Consider the following 15,364-nt stretch of genomic DNA (forward strand, 5'->3'; position numbering starts at 1 on the left):
GGACTGATGAGGAAACGCAACGTCGCCGTGGCGGCCGGAGTGCTGACTTTGTCGGCCGTTGCTACGGCGGCCAACGCGTATGAGTTTGGTTCGCCCGGCTGGGCCCAGAAGCCAGGGGTCGTCCTCGGAGCTGCAGCTGCGGCCCCGCCACCTGGGCTCTACGGGTTCGATCAAGCGTTCACCTATCAGTCGAGCTTGGTCGGTCCGGGCGCCCCGGCTAATCCCGGAGGAGCGGCGACTGGTGTGAAAGTCGACGTGTTTGGGCAGGGCTTGCTCTGGGTGCCTGGCTGGAATTTTCTTGGCGCATCGTATGACGCAGTCGCGGTGGTGCCGTTCGTTTCTGCAAGCGTCGGCCCTCCAATCGACGTCAACCCCTCCGGTGTACACAACATGTTCCTGGCGAACGAGTTGAGCTGGAGATTGGGCGACAGCGGCTTCTTCGTGAAAGCCGGGCTGGGGCTGTACGCACCCACGGGTACTCTGCAGGGGCCAACCGGGCTCTCAAATGTAGGAAATCCGTGGTGGACATTCCAACCCAACATCGTCTTCTCTTACCTGAAGGACGGATGGAATCTCACGATCAACGTGTTCGACGAGATCAATACTGCAAACTCCCGAACGAACTATCGCAGCGGCGACGTCCTCCACGCTGAATTCACGGCAACGAAGACCATCGGGAAATGGACGTTTGGTCCGGTTGCCTACTATGCGGGGCAAATAACCAATGACAGGTCGAGTGCCTTCTATGGTGGAGCAATCAACCTCAACCGCTACGACGTCTGGGCCGCGGGCGGCATGATCGGGTACGACTTCGGCCCGGTGAGCCTCTCGGTCTGGGGCACACAGGAGCTGTCGTCGACTGCTTCGGGCGGCACTGCGGCCTCCCTGGGAGTCGACACGGCAACGATCAGCAAAGGGTTTTCGGTGTTCGCTCAGCTCAATTACCGCATCTGGGCGCCCGACGCAGCAGCTTCTCCATCGCTTCCGCGCCTTCGCAAATAGCACAATGTTTCGATCGAGGCGTCATCTTGTCGGCCGTATTGGAGGATCCGAGATGCAAGCACTAGCTCAGATATTGGGTGTTTCGGGCATCAGGCCGATCCGACCGATTTTTGTCGAAGGCCATGCCTCGGCGCCTAACCGCCTGGAGCGCGAGCATTCTTGATCATTTCGACCACGATGCGCATCGTGTCTCTGTAGTGCGCGCGCAAAAGCGCGCAGGCCAAATCCGCGTCGCGCGCAAGTGCCGCATCCATGATCGCCTTATGCTCCGCTCCAACGTCTCTCTTGCTCGATGAAGCCACGTGCAAGTAGCCACTCAGCTGTCGATAGCGGGAGCTGCTATCGATGAGCATCTGGATGAACCGCATTAGCCACTGTGACCCGCAGGCACTGACGAGCTGCAAATGAAACTTGGTGTGCTGAGCTTCCCATTCCGGATTGCACGTCAGCGCCTGGCCTTCGATGGTCGATTGGAGACGGGCCAGCGTGTGATATGTGGCAACGAGGTCAGCTTCCCATTTGACGGAGCCCAGCTCTATCGATTTACGCAGAGCAATGCACTCCAGTTCGGAGCGCTGGTTGTGTATGTCCAACGCCTCCTCTTCCGAAATCTCCGTGACTTTGAATCCCCGCTGGTCTTCGGCCGTGACGAAGCCAGTCGACGATAGGCGAGACAGCGCCTCCCTAAGAGGAATAGCGCCGGCGTCATAGCGCTCGATGAGTTCCTTGACTGTCAGACGTGCACCCGGCTTGAGAGCTCCGGTCAGGACATCTTGACGTAATCTGTCTGCAAGAATGGACGCCATGGTACGTCGGCTTGCAGGTGGGGAGGAATTCAGGCGCATGGTGCAGCTCGTCTTGATCAAGCGAGAGTTGTTCGGGTGGGAAGTGTAGCCCTGGTCGGCCAATCGCTTGGCAAGCGCGGCGCGAAACCGCTCGCCGCTGCGCTCAAGCGCCGCTGGATATGCGTAAGATTTTTTCCAGCAGGGCAAATACGGTCCCATCCGGACAATCGCTTCGGGTCCGGCCCCGCATTCCCTTTTTCGATCGATTTCAACTGCCACCCGGCGTCGATTTAATGCAATTCGTGACAGGATATATTATTTCGCAGAATTCGCAAGGGCAGCAGGCTTAGCCGCGCGGCGCCGATTGGGGCATTCCCCCTCTTTTCGGGAGATAGACCCATGTCCATCCGAGCCGATTGGCCTCGTCCGCGGCCACGTTTTCTCAAGCGGCGAGTTCTGAAGCCGCCGACGCCGGCTTCAGAACTCTTCAGGCAGACAGTCAAGCCCTGATATTCGGAGAGCAGTGTGCCACCCATTCCGCGGGAGGCGGCATCGCACACCAAAGATTACCAGCTTTCGGATTTGTGAAGTCGCATATCCGCGGCGTGAAGTTCTCCTCGTGGATGATCGCCATGTCGGAAGTGCATTCGACGATGAAGCCGGCGGAATCAAAATGATAGGTGAAGATATTGTCGCCTGCTCCGTGCCGGCCCGGCCCCCAGATGAGACTGCGGCCTTCAACATCGATCACATCCCCCAACCGCTTGAAATCGCTGAAATCGGCGAATTCCCAGCTATAGTGGTGCAGGCCCGATTTTTCCTGGCGAAACAGGCCAACGGTGTGATGACGTCCGTCCGCACCGCGCAGGAAGAACATATTGTTTCCCACGTCGCGCTCGGACAACCTCATCCCGAGCACCTGCTGTAGTTCTTCCGCGGTCTTTTCCGCATCGACGGTCGCCAACGTCACGTGATCGAGGAAACTGGGATGAACACCTGGACCCGAATAGCGCACGGGTAGATTGGATGGCACCGGCGTGTGAATCTCGATCACGTGCCCAGCGCTGGTCTGAAAGCTCACCGCTTTCTCGACGAGCTCGAGCAGCGGCTTATCAGAAATGATGCGCAGGCCAGCGGCAATGGCGCGCTTCTTCGCTTCGTCAATCGTATCTGGGTTGACGGCTTCAAGGCCCAAGCCGGCAAAACCGTTGTCCGGCGCTTCGTGAAGCACCAGCTCCGCTCGGCGACGATTGGACGTAAGCAAGGCTCGCTTGCCAGACTTTTCCGTCACGCGAACACCGGCGATCCTGACGGAATCTTCGACCGCGCGAGCGAGATCTTTGACGCCGAGCGAGACGTACCCCAATTTTTGGACCAAAAAGCTCATGTTTCTTCCCTTTGATTTGGCGCGACTTGGCGCGCTCTCCTGATTGCTGAGAACGGTACGGCTGCGTCACCGGACAAAGCAGCGCCCGGCTTCCGCCAAAGCGAGCAGGCTCTGCTCATTCACCACGAGCAGCAGCCGGCCTGCTCACTGGCTGCGCAAGAATTCCAGATTGACGTGATTGAATTCCTCGACGGCTTCCCATTGCGCCCAATGCGAGGCCCCCCTGAGCTCGACAACACGGTTGTGGGGAATAAGCTTCGCGTATTCGTACGAGCACTCCAGGAAGATGTCCTTGTGATCAACGGCGGCAATGATCAGGTAAGGACTTTTCACTCGGCGCGCCTCTTCGTCCGTGACGAAACCATCCGTCCACGAATAGTCCAGGCCATTGAAGATGTTTGCCATTGCCTGCGACATGTCGGGCTGGCTGTAGATCTTGAGCCGGATGCCAAGAACGTCGGGAAGCCGTTTTGCAGGATCGGCGATCAACCCTTCGAAAAGCTTCTCCATCAATGGCCAGGTGGGATTCGCCGCCGCGGACAAGCGTGTCCTGCTGACCTCCTTGAAGAACGGACTGTCCATGTCCGGCTTCGCGACCAACCGCCCCCACGCAGAAACCATCGTCACCTTGTCGACGCGGTCAGGATGGTTGGCCGCCAGCTTTGTTGCGACCCAAGAACCGAGAGAGATGCCCAAGAAAGACGCCTTGTCGATCTTCAGCGCGTCCATGAAGTTCTTTAGATGATTCACATACTCCGCGGTTGTGATGAGGCGGTTCGGCTTGTCCGTGAAGCCGTGGCCGAGCATGTCTATTGCGTAAGTGTCGAAATGCTTTGCGTGTTCAGGAAAATTGGCGAAGCAATTCTCCCAACTACCGCCCATCCCGTGCAGCATGATCAACTTCGGCGCGTCTTTCGGCCCTCCATTGACGTAGCGCGTCCTTACCCCACCAGCATCGACATAGCCCTGGCAGAAGGAAGAAGTCGCCAGATGGGTCCAAATGCTCTGGTAGTTTTCGGTTGCCATATTCACTCCTGATCCGCTGAAGGCAGCCCACGAAGGCATTTGATGTTTGCAGCGGCCCACCTTTGAGGGGGTCGAGCAGCCATTCCGAGAAGTCGAAGCCTTGGAAAACCCAAATGCACGGGCCCTCAGGTGAATTCAGGCAGTAAAAAACTATCCTGTCAATGATTTTATATTATTTTGCGATGAGAGGGATATCGACACTTGGCTATAGAGGTCAGGACCCGACTTCGAGCCTCTGAAGTTTTGGCCTTAAATATCTGAACAATATAAGTTACTTCCCGTTCTTTAAAGAGCCTGAGCCGGGAGGAGGCCACGACGATCGAAATATACAACAACAAAAATCATATATATTCATTGATTTTACTCCGGGCGAGCGTTAAACGGGACGCGGGATGTGACGGCAGGCCGAAGCCTGCATCCCAAAGTTCATCATTCTGCGTGGACGGCGAATGGCTTTGCGAACATTTCAGCTCACTGCTCGCTCCACCGTCAGCGCGGCAAAGATCTTCTCGCTTGCTCGCATTCCGGACGCTGCATCTGTGCAACTCCGGCGGGTCTTCCGAGGAGCTGCGGACCATCAGCCGAAGAATACAGGAGAACAACGTGAAACTGGCGAGCTTCAGCCGCGAAGGACGATCAAGCTACGGCATCATTGATGGTGCGAACGTAAGGGATATTGGCGCGGTGTTAGGCGCACACGCGCCGACCTTGAAGGATCTGCTCGCCGGCGAAGGACTCGATGCGGCCAATTCGGCAGCGGCATCGGCAACTCCTATCCCGCTCTCCGATATCGCTTTCGAACCTGTCATCCCGACCCCTGACAAGATCCTCTGTGTCGGGATCAACTATGCCACCCACATCGCTGAGGCCGGTCTTCCCAGGCCAGAAAAGCCGATGATGTTCGTGCGGTATCCTGACAGCCAGGTCGGCCATAAGCAGCCGATGATCCGCCCACGCGAATCCGAGCAGTTCGATTATGAGGGCGAGCTTGCGGTGATCATTGGCAAGCGTGGCCGGCGAATCCCGACGAGCGAGGCCTTCGACTACGTGGCCGGCTATTCCTGCTACAATGACGGCAGTATCCGCGACTGGCAGTTTCATACGACGCAGTTTACGCCCGGCAAGACCTTCCCCAGCACCGGCGGGTTCGGGCCTTGGCTGGTCACGACCGACGAAATTCCTGACCCGGCGACGCTTTCGATCGAGACGCGGCTCAATGGCGCGGTGATGCAGAAGGCGTCTATCTCCGATCTTGTCTTCGACGTGCCGCAACTGATCGCTTATTGTTCCACTTTCACCATTCTCAATCCGGGCGACGTCATTATCACAGGCACGACCGGCGGTGTTGGCGCATTCCGCAACCCACAGGTCTGGTTGAGGGCGGGAGACACGATCGAGGTCGACATATCCGGTGTTGGCGTGCTGTCCAATCCGATCGCCGCAGAACCGTCCGACTGATGGCGCCCTGACGGCTTGGCGCAATCGTGCGCGCGATCAAGTCGGGATCGGGAGAGGCCGTGACGCGAAGCGCGAGATCAAAAGCCCTCTTCGACGAGATTGATCAGCCGGCCGCTGAGGTCGACCTCCGGCGTCACGTCCGGATAGCGCGCGCGGTAATCGGCCAGTAGTCTCGCAAACAGCGGACCCTGCGAGCCAGACCCGCGCAGTCAGGCGCAGGCGCCCCTTTGGCGTGACTGTGGCCTGGCTGGCCGCGGCGTCCAGATCGTCAAACCTGTCGACTATCTGTCGCGGCTGCTCGAAGTGGAGCCTCCCGATCTCGCTCGGGCTGACGCGCCGGCTGGTCCGGCTGAGCAGCCGCACCAAAGGATGCGCCTCGGTGTGCATGACGTGCTTGCTCGCCATAGCCGGCTACAGTCCGAGGCGCTCGGCGGCCTCCCGCAGCTCTCGCGATGGCGCAGGACCCCCGGATACTCGTCCATCGCTATCTTCCAGCCTCGCTCCCTATCGTCAATCCAGAGGAAACGATCATTCAATAAATCAGCCAATGATCAAATCAGAGGACAACCCTAGCTGCGAGGTCTCGAAACCGTCCGGAGCAAGACCCGATGCTAGACCTCGAAACCTGGTCGCCGCGCGCGCTCGCCGCGCTGAGGATCATCACCGCCCTGTTGTTCATCGAGCACGGGCTGATGAAGCTTTTCGCTTTCCCCGCCGCCATCCCCGGCCTGCCGACCCCGCTGCCCGCCATCATGCTGGTCGCGGCGCTGATCGAGGTCATTGGCGGCGCGCTGATCGCGGTCGGACTGTTCACCCGCGGCGCCGCGTTCATCTGTTCCGGCGAGATGGCGGCTGCCTATTTCATGTTCCACATGCCACAGAATTTCTGGCCCGCGGTTAACCAGGGCGACGCCGCAATCCTGTACTGCTTCGTCTTCCTCTATCTCGTCTTTGCGGGGGCCGGCGCCTGGAGCATCGACGGCTTGTGGTCGGGCTCGCGGCAGGGTCTGGCGAGGGCATGACCATGACGGCGCGGCGGCTTCCGACCTACTACATCTCGCACGGCGGCGGTCCTTGGCCATACATGGACGACAACATGCGCCGCCGCTTCGACAAGCTCGAGGCTTCACTGCTGTCGATCCGGAACGAGTGGGGCAGCGCCGCGCGGGCTGCCCTGATCGTCTCGGGACACTGGGAGACGCCGGAGTTTGCCGTCTCTTCGGCGGCCGCGCCCGGCATGGTGTTCGACTATTACGGCTTCCCCGAGCATCTCTATGACATCAAGTACGATGCGCCCGGCTCGCCGGAGCTTGCGGTGCGGGTGCTCGCCATGCTCCAGGCTGGCGGCTTTGCCTGCGAAAGCGACCCCGAACGCGGCTTCGACCATGGGACGTTCAGCCTGATGAAGCCGCTCTGCCCGAACGGCGAGATGCCGATCGTTCAGTTGTCGATCAAGCAGGACCTCGATCCACAAGCACACCTGTCGGTCGGGCAATTGCTCGCTCCGCTCCGCGACGAAGGCGTCGTGATTATCGGCAGCGGCTCGAGCTTCCACAATCTCGGCCTCAGGGGCCCCGCCGCGGTCGAGCCCTCCCGCCAGTTCGACGATTGGCTCCAGCAGACGCTCCTTGCGACATCGACCGACGAACGGCGTCGGCGCGTTGTCGCCTGGACGCAGGCACCACATGCGCGCACTGCTCATCCGCGCGAGGATCATCTTATCCCGCTCATGGTGGCGCTCGGCGCAGCCGATAAGGAATCCGCCGCACTCGTCTTCCATCAGGACGATTTTTTCGGGAGCTGGGCGCTATCGAGCTTCCGTTTCGGCGATCCGCTATGTCTTGGCACGCAAACGTCGTCGGTCGAGAGGTAATACGGTCGCCGACGAGACGAGGCTTTCGTGCAGGATTCGTCGGCATCTGCGCTAAACCGGTGCCTAAGCGCATCCATGTCGGTCGCTATCGGCGAATATTGGCGAACCTGCCGACCTGTCCCTGCCATGCGTGCGCGGCATCGATCGGCACGAACGCAACCACGCAAATGCGATCGGAATATTGTAATAATACGTATCGTATCGTATCTATGGAATGGAAGTTGTCAAGGAGCGGGAGTTCGTCAGCAAGGCTATGGAAGCAAGGCAAGGGCGTTTGTCGAAAGCCGTAACGCTGTGCTACGGAGGCGAACCGGCTCGATTTTTAATTCAAGCGCTCAGAACCCGCCATGGCATCAATCCAAGCAAAACGCACCTCTAGGGGAGCTGCCACTGAAGCAGAGATGAATTCTCAAGACGCCGACGCCGCTGATCCGAGGCCGATCGGACGGCCGCGCGATCTCGCCTCGCGGCGATCGATCCTGTCGGCGACGATGAGCCTGCTCCAGACCATGTCGGTCACAGACCTTGCGATCGAAGCGGTCGCGCGCGAGGCGCGCGTTTCGAAGGCGACGATCTATCGCTGGTGGGACAGCAAGGGCGCACTCGTGATCGACGCGTTCATGGAATCCCATTTCAGCAATACGCCGATGCCGACCGCAGTCGATCCTCGGACTGCTCTCAAGCGGCATCTCACCTCGCTCGTGCAATATTTCAGTGGGCGCGCCGGAAAGCTGGTCGTGCAGATCCTGTGCGAAGGCCACAACAACAATGCACTGCTCGCCGAATTCAATGAACGGTTCTCCAAGAACCGCCGGCGCCTCGTACAGGAGACTTTTCAGCGCGGGCAGCAGGAGGGCTTGTTCAGACTCGATATCGATGCGGCGTGGGCAGTCGAGATGCTATATTCGCCGATCTACCGCCGTCTGATCTTCGGTCAGCCGCTCGACGACGAGTTCATCCGGCTGCTCTGCAAGAGCGTGGATTCCCTGTTCTCCACCGACGCGAAACCGAAGGCGCCGCGGCCGGGCCCGAAGAAATAGCCGCCCCGCCTCACCCGTTCCGCGATCTGCGGCACCTGGCTCCCGACCAATGTTTGCGCGCCGGATGTACAGCGCGAGATGAGTTCCGTGCACGCCCTGCTGCACGTTGCGAAGATCTCGCTTGTCGCAGCTCCCTGCTCTTCCACGGCGGACGCGATCGCCGACGTCCTGGCGGTGGTATCGCCGATCTCCTTGATGGCGCCGACGGAGTCCTGCGTCGCGGATTGAATTCCGCTGATCTGCTGATCTCGTCGGTCGTCTTCGATGTCTGCTCGGCCAGCGCATCCGTTCTTCCCAACCGATTTGTGCTAGAGTTCGTTCGCCCGACTTTCCCCAGCCCATATCAACTCTTTTTGCCCTCGACTGGTCCGCAATGGAAAAGGGTCACTCCACCGGTCGCGTAGTTCGCGGTATCGGCGGCCACCCGCCGGCCGATCTCCGAGCTCATCGCACCGGCCAGGGCCTCGCCGCTGTCGAACTCGCCCTCCCACATGCAGAAGAAGGGCGCGGGGCCTTCGGGCGCGGCAATATCGAAGCTGTGCCGGCTGGCTCTGAGGCCGGGCAGTTGAGCGGCCAATGGAAGGTGCTTCTGCTCGTAGTAGCTCGGGAAATGATCCGGATCCTTCGGTTGCCCATAGAGTACAACGATCTTGCGCATGCGTCCCATCTCCTCCCGTCGATGGTGATGTGTGTTTGCCGCTCGACCGACTGACACGTTCGTGGCCGGCTCGAGCTCGCGTTCCCGGATCATGTCCGAAGCCTTTTCGCCGATCACGATGGTCGCACGCTGCAAGCGGCGGCCATCAGATCGTGCTGCGTGATCAGCAAAACATCGTCTGGATCGTGGTAAACTCCTTGAGCCCCTCCTGGCCGAACTCGACGCCGATGCCGGACTGCTTGACGCCGCCGAACGGCGCGTTCGGCTGGATTGCTCCATGCCGGTTTATCCAGACAGAGCCAGTCTCGAGCTGGGACGCGACCTCCTTGGCGCGATTGATGTCCGAACTCCAGACCGAGCCTACGAGCCCCATCTGCGAGTCATTTGCCAATGCTATCGCCTCTTCGGTGCTCGAATAGCGGATGATCGGCAGAGCCGGGCCGAACTGCTCGCGGTCGACCAGCGAGCAACCCCGCTCGACGTCGGCCACCAGCGTGCTCGGATAGAAATATCCGGGGCCGTTCCCGGGCCGTCCACCGAGCAGCAACCGTCCGCCCTTGGCGACGGCGTCCTCGACACAGGAAGCGACGATGTCGCGCTGGCGGGCGTTTTGCACGGGCCCCAGGATCGAGCCTTCCTCGAGCCCGTTTCCGACCGGAATGCCGGCTGCAAAAGCAGCGAGTTCGGCGCACACGGGGTCGTATATGCTGTCATGCACATAGAGGCGCTTGAGGGCGGCACAGGTCTGACCTGAATTGATGAAGCCGCCCCAGAACAGGCCTTCAGCGATCTTCTTCGGATCGCAATCGGGCAGGACGATGCCCGCATCGTTGCCTCCGAGTTCGAGCGTGAGGCGCTTGAGCGTTTCGGCGGCACTTGCCATGACTCTGCGCCCGGTCTGGGTCGAGCCGGTGAAAGTGATCTTGCCGATGCCGCCATGGGCCGACATGAGCGCGCCCAACGCATCTTCGCCGGTGATCACGTTGACGATGCCGGACGGCAGCACGCCGCCAAGAATTTCGACCAGGCGGATGGTGGATAGCGGCGTCAACGGCGAGGGCTTGATAACCACGGTGTTGCCGGCACGGATCGCCGGCATGATGTGCCAGCAGGCGATCATGACGGGCCAGTTCCAGGGCGTGATCGCCCCGACGACGCCAATCGGCTTGCGATGAATTTCGACTCGCCCTTGCGGCCCGTCCTCCACGAGTTCCGGCGGCAGACTTAGTTGCGCCGTCGCGTCCGTCCAAGCGACCGCCCCGCCGATCTCGAACCGGGAGCCGAGCCCGTTAAGCGGCTTTCCCTGCTCAAGCGTGAGCAACTGGGCCAGTTCCTCGGGGTCTCGATCGCACGGGCGCAAGCCCGAACGGCCTGCGCGCGCTCGGTGTCTGGACGGGTACTCCAGCCGCGAAACGCCGCGGCAGCGGCTTCGACTGCCCTGTCGAGGTCGGCCGCGCTTGCGACCGGCATCGTTCCCATGGACTTGCCGGTCGCCGGGTTGATGACGTCGCGGCGCCCAATCCCCTCGACGGGGTGGCCTCCAATGAAAAGGGAAAAAGTCCTCATCAGTGCACTTCCTCGTGATCGCTTTGGCGTTAGGGATATTGTCGTCGCGTCCATTATTTGACTTCAGATGCACTCCGTCTTGAAGGCGGACGCCACTCAGCTTGGATTCAGACGTCGTCTTTTCGATCTGCGGCTCGCGGGGCTTACGCCAAAGCCGATCATGCATCTTCGGCGTGCCCATGCGGAAACTAAGCGCGATGAGGTTGGGTTGAATCGTCGTCGCGCATTTCAGCATGATCGTCTCGGAAAACCGCTGCACACTTGTCCGGATCATGCTCTAGTGTTCAGACCGCGCGATCGTATGAACGGCAGCGTCGATCTTCGATGCAGCCCCCGTTCTTTCGCCGACATGGTTGGCCAGATCGGCTCGAAAGACCGACAAGCGTCCAATCAGGCTGAGAATGGAAGCACTCAGCATGCTGCATGCTGCCAGGGCGAACCACGGGAGGTAGTTGCCTGCCGCATCGTATGCGAGGCCAGCCACCAGCGGACCCAGGCTGCCACCGATCGATACGGCAAGCATGATGCCGCCAAAGAGAGAGCTGAAATGCTTCGATGGGAAGCGTCGACCGATCAGGAAGAAGGCCAGATCGAGTTCAGATCCAATGGTGAAGCCCAGCGCCAAGGCTCCCGGCAAGATCAATTCTGAGTTGCCCAATGCCAGCATGACGACACCACAAGCAGACAGTCCGAAGATGGTCGCCGCAAGCAGGTTCGCCTCCAGGCGGTCTAGCAAAAACCCGGTGATCAACCGCCCGACAATGACGGCGAAGCCCATAAGCCCGGCCAACTGCGCCGCTTCGGCCGGCGACAAGCCGCGATCTGTCAGCATGGGAACAAGGTGAACGATCGTTCCGAATATCCCTATTGAGGCCAACAGGAAAGTTGCTGCCAATAGCATGAAGCGCTTGTTGGCGTACAACCTCCACGTCCATTGTGTGGCACCAACTTCACCAGGGTCACGCGCGGACTTGTCCTTCAGCAGCCAAGCGACGATCGGGATGGCCGCAAGGACGAGCACAGATAGTCCGATGTAGGCGCCGCGCCAAGTGTAGGCAGTCAACAGCTTGTTGACCAACGATGGAAACAGCAACGCGCCAAGACCAGGTCCGCAATATACGATCCCATAGGCGAGTCCCAAATGTCTCGGAAAATTGGCCAGGACGAAGCGTCCATACGAGACCGGGGTTGTCGCGTTGCTAAGGACAGCAAGAAGGAACGTAAGAACCAGGAAGCTCAGCAATCCCGTAGTTGCGATGCCGAGCAAAAGAAACGACAGCGCCAATCCACCTGCAGATAGAAGCGCCATTCGGAAAGCGCCGAACCTATCAACCAGTTGACCCGAGAGGGGGCTGATGATGCCGATAGTCAGCATGGGGATCAGAACGCCGAGGGACGCCATCCCGCGGGTCCAGCCGAACTCGGTTGCGAGCGGCTTTAGGAATAGCCCCGAACTATAGAAAAAGATCGACGTCACTCCGGTCGTCATGCCGAGGAGGCAGCCGAGAATCACGTTGCGACCGCGCCATAGCTCGCCGCGCAAACCAGTTTGACTGTCCATCCCCGGGCCCCCAGCTTTCCTGCCTTTGTGATTTTTATTACAGTACGGATCGTTTCATAAAGAAGAGACCCGGTCAACCCGCTTCTCTCGCTGCTTAGGCAGACCCCGGCAACGACCCCGCCCAGTCGCCGCTCGTCCCGCCGGCGGCCTCTACGATCGCCTCGACATGCTCAAACACGATCCGCCGTTCGATGATGTGCACGACCTCGCAGGTTGCCGATACGGCATGCGGTCGGTACCGGATTTTTGTGTGCGAAGCCGGCAATGGCGATGGATCGTCAGTCGGTTGTGGTCAGCCCTGCGCTTCCAGGTATTTTTCCAGCGTGAGCGGCTCGGCGACCAGGAGCGGATCGAACAGCGCACAATCCTTGAACTCGCTGGCTTCGAAGAACCATCGCTTGGATGCAGGCATGCCCCACAACTGCGCACGGCGCGGGTTGGACAGATCCCATCGTATCGGCGGCGTCTCGGGATCGATCACCTGATAGTGCGTGTTGAAGAGCTCGATGCGATGGCCGTCCGGATCTCGAAAGTAGACGAAGAGCGCGTTGCTGAGACCATGACGGCCAGGACCACGGTCGATCACGTCGAGATAGCCGAGACTCGACACGACGTCGCAGGCGTGGATGAGCGTCGTCACATCGGGAACGGTGAAGGCGAAGTGATGTAATCGCGGCCCCTTGCCGTTGGTGAAGACTATGTCGTGGGTGTTACCTTTGCGCTCCAGCCAGGCCCCCCAAAGCTCGTCCGAGCTCGCCGGTGCCGTATATTCAGCCAGCCGAAAGCCCAACTCGCTCCAAAAATCGGTGGCGGTCTGAACATCGTGCGTCACGACCTGATAGTGATCGAAGCGCTGTGGGCTACCGCCGCGAAACGTATGGTAGTCCTGCATCCGACGCTCGACGATGTCCCTGCGAGCGGCGAACTCGACGGGAATCCCGGTGGGGTCGCGAAAGCGAAGCGTTTTGCCCTGGTGGGCGATATCGGCGAATTCGTAAGAAATCTCCTTCCGCTTGAGGTAAGCGGTGAGCGGCTCGAAATGGCTGTCGTCCTCGACACGCATGCCGATGTACAGTGCCTTCGGCGGGGCCTCGTCCTTGTGCAAGGCGATCGAGCAATAGTTCGCCTCCTCGAGGCCGCGCAGATAGAGCGCGTCCTTTGTTTCGTCGGTCACGACCAGACCGAGCGCGCCGGCGTAGAAATCACGGCTGGCGCCGAATATCGCGGCAAGTCAGGACGACATGGCTCGCCCTGGTGATGTTGAAGGTCGGCTTTCGATTCCACAGCGGCAGCATTCGTCTCTCCTGCTTCAGTCAGCGAGCCCCAATTGGGCATCCAAACGCGTGAGCTTGCGCGCCAGATCGTTCTCGTCCTGGACCGTGGCATAGACATAGCGATCGGGGCGGACGATCACCGCCGCCGTGCTGTTGGCGGCGGCCCATTTGGCAAAAATGTCGCCGGCTTCGACGAGCGCGGTGACGCCATCTGGCGCCGGCTGCACCGACGACTGGATGACAATCCGTTGGCCACCGATGCGCCGCCAAGCATCCGCGTGAGGCTCCATCCACGCCTGCGCGGCCGCATTGGCAGTCACATACAGAAAGGCCATCGGGCAAATGTCGTCCATCAGCCGGGCGCGGTCCTGGCTGACGATCTCCGGCTGAACCATGAGACTTCCCGACAATGGATCATCGACGAGAATGCCGTTCGCCAGATTGGGAATGAAGGCTTGGCGCGTCGTCGTCATCCGGCCTTCGCGCAGTTCGGCGCGTAGCGTCCGGTCACGCTCGAGCGCACGGGCCTCGTCCATTTCGCCGATGATGAGGCCGAACTCCTTGGCGTGCTGGATGACCTTTGCGACATTTGGCTTCCGCTCGGTCTCGTAGGTCGACAGCAGGGCATCGGACCAGCCGTGACGCTGCGCAAAGACGAGCTTCCACGCCAGATTGAAGGCATCGCGCAGACCCGCGCAGAGACCCTGGCCAAGAAAAGGTGGCGTCTGATGGACGGCGTCGCCGGCCAGGAATACGCGCCGGCTCGCCCAACGATCTCCGACCCGCGCCGCAAAGCGGTAGGTTGCGCTGCGCCAGATGTCGAAGCAGCGGATGTCGACATAATTCGCCATCACCGCGCGCAGCCGCGCCGGATCGTCAAAATCGGCCGGGCTCTCGTGCGCCAGGAGCTTGATCTCCCATCGGCGCAGATTGCCGGGGCCGACGACATAGGTCGCCGGCCGCGACGGCCAGCAATATTGCGTGGTCTTGCGCGGCAGCTCGGTGTCGCAAAGCTGCCAGGCATCGACCACGATCCACCATTCGTCGAAGCGATAGTCCTCAAGACTGAAACCGAGACGCTTGCGAATCTCGCTATTGGCCCCGTCGCAGCCGACCAGGACCGCGGCGGTCGCGGTTTCACGGGCGCCAGTCGCGCTGTCAGCAATCGTGACGATGACACGAGAAGTATCCTCCGTGAAGTCCGCGACCGTGCAGCCGAGCTTCATGGTGACGTTCGCCCGCAAGCTGAGCGCGCGCCGGAGCATCTTTTCGAGCTCCGGCTGGATGAAGGTCGAGGTCGACGGCCAGCCGAGCGCGTAGGGTGGCGGGGCCGGATCGAACAGCTTGATAATCTCGCCGTCGACGCCGAGGAAGTCCGTTCCAGGATGTGGCCGCGTGCTGGGGAAGAGGGTGTGGGCAACGCCGCAATATTGCAGCGCGCGCATCGCCTCCCAGTCCAGAACGATGGCGCGCGGAGTCGGATACACCTCCGGGAACCGTTCCACGACGCAGACGCTCAGGCCCTGCGCGGCCAGGAGGTTTGCCAGCACGCCGCCGGTCGGCCCACAACCTGAAATGACGACGTCGAAATGCTGCAAGGCGTGATCTCCAATGCGGTTCGTAGCGGAGACTATCGATAGATGCAGTCTATGATTACCTGCTTGCCAACCATTTCTCTAACGCATCCGGCGAGGAGGCCACTCCCCTTCGCAAGAACCGTGGCGGTTGCGCCCA

12 protein-coding genes and 2 pseudogenes are annotated in these 15,364 nt (G+C 60.4%); 5 read left to right on the forward strand and 9 right to left on the reverse strand.

All coding sequences use genetic code 11. The annotated features are described in order from the left end of the window. Positions 1–6: 6 nt before the first annotated feature. The gene (locus AXW67_RS05245; RefSeq protein WP_063677000.1) at positions 7–1,002 is read left to right on the forward strand and encodes a SphA family protein; all 996 of its coding nucleotides are present in this window, start codon (positions 7–9) and stop codon (positions 1,000–1,002) included. A gap of 134 nt (positions 1,003–1,136) precedes the next feature. Here AXW67_RS05245 and AXW67_RS05250 read toward each other — a convergent pair whose 3' ends face one another. The 3 genes from AXW67_RS05250 to AXW67_RS05260 all read right to left on the reverse strand — a co-directional run bounded on the left by AXW67_RS05250 (position 1,137) and on the right by AXW67_RS05260 (position 4,200). Further along, entirely contained in the window at positions 1,137–2,006 is an 870-nt protein-coding gene (locus AXW67_RS05250) for a GntR family transcriptional regulator (protein WP_201723635.1), read from the reverse strand. A gap of 280 nt (positions 2,007–2,286) precedes the next feature. Beyond that, a complete protein-coding gene (locus AXW67_RS05255; RefSeq protein ID WP_063677001.1) occupies positions 2,287–3,174 on the reverse strand; it encodes a VOC family protein in 888 nt (295 codons plus the stop codon). A gap of 144 nt (positions 3,175–3,318) precedes the next feature. Beyond that, positions 3,319–4,200: an alpha/beta fold hydrolase gene (locus AXW67_RS05260; protein ID WP_161491226.1), complete on the reverse strand. Its 882-nt coding sequence runs from the start codon at positions 4,198–4,200 to the stop codon at positions 3,319–3,321. Positions 4,201–4,803: 603 nt separating this feature from the next. Here AXW67_RS05260 and AXW67_RS05265 point away from each other — a divergent pair. The 4 genes from AXW67_RS05265 to AXW67_RS05280 all read left to right on the forward strand — a co-directional run bounded on the left by AXW67_RS05265 (position 4,804) and on the right by AXW67_RS05280 (position 8,571). Further along, complete coding sequence (locus AXW67_RS05265) at positions 4,804–5,658, forward strand: fumarylacetoacetate hydrolase family protein (RefSeq protein WP_063677082.1); 855 nt, start codon at positions 4,804–4,806, stop codon at positions 5,656–5,658. Positions 5,659–6,266: 608 nt separating this feature from the next. Further along, positions 6,267–6,680 (forward strand): DoxX family protein, encoded by a 414-nt coding sequence (locus AXW67_RS05270; RefSeq protein WP_063677003.1) that lies wholly within the window; start codon positions 6,267–6,269, stop codon positions 6,678–6,680. Then, positions 6,677–7,531: a DODA-type extradiol aromatic ring-opening family dioxygenase gene (locus AXW67_RS05275; protein ID WP_488226171.1), complete on the forward strand. Its 855-nt coding sequence runs from the start codon at positions 6,677–6,679 to the stop codon at positions 7,529–7,531. Before AXW67_RS05270 ends, AXW67_RS05275 begins: the two co-directional genes overlap by 4 nt. 401 nt (positions 7,532–7,932) lie before the next feature. After that, on the forward strand, positions 7,933–8,571 hold the full coding sequence (locus AXW67_RS05280; RefSeq protein ID WP_063677005.1) for a TetR/AcrR family transcriptional regulator: 639 nt from the start codon (positions 7,933–7,935) through the stop codon (positions 8,569–8,571). Positions 8,572–8,652: 81 nt separating this feature from the next. Here the strand turns inward: AXW67_RS05280 and AXW67_RS43755 are convergent. From AXW67_RS43755 to AXW67_RS05305, 6 genes and pseudogenes are all read right to left on the reverse strand, one after another. Next, a pseudogene (locus AXW67_RS43755) lies at positions 8,653–8,854 on the reverse strand (hypothetical protein); the annotation flags it as partial. Between the two features lie 60 nt (positions 8,855–8,914). Further along, entirely contained in the window at positions 8,915–9,229 is a 315-nt protein-coding gene (locus tag AXW67_RS05285; protein WP_063677083.1) for an EthD family reductase, read from the reverse strand. Between the two features lie 163 nt (positions 9,230–9,392). Continuing rightward, positions 9,393–10,795 (reverse strand): annotated as a pseudogene (locus AXW67_RS05290) (aldehyde dehydrogenase family protein). 277 nt (positions 10,796–11,072) lie between these two features. Continuing rightward, a complete protein-coding gene (locus AXW67_RS05295; RefSeq protein WP_063677006.1) occupies positions 11,073–12,356 on the reverse strand; it encodes an MFS transporter in 1,284 nt (427 codons plus the stop codon). Between the two features lie 292 nt (positions 12,357–12,648). Then, the gene (locus AXW67_RS05300) at positions 12,649–13,530 is read right to left on the reverse strand and encodes a VOC family protein (RefSeq protein WP_201723637.1); all 882 of its coding nucleotides are present in this window, start codon (positions 13,528–13,530) and stop codon (positions 12,649–12,651) included. 135 nt (positions 13,531–13,665) lie between these two features. Continuing rightward, a complete protein-coding gene (locus AXW67_RS05305) occupies positions 13,666–15,228 on the reverse strand; it encodes a bifunctional 3-(3-hydroxy-phenyl)propionate/3-hydroxycinnamic acid hydroxylase (RefSeq protein WP_063677007.1) in 1,563 nt (520 codons plus the stop codon). Positions 15,229–15,364: the final 136 nt, after the last annotated feature.

Source organism: Bradyrhizobium neotropicale (assembly GCF_001641695.1).
GTDB classification, from domain to species: Bacteria; Pseudomonadota; Alphaproteobacteria; order Rhizobiales; family Xanthobacteraceae; genus Bradyrhizobium; species Bradyrhizobium neotropicale.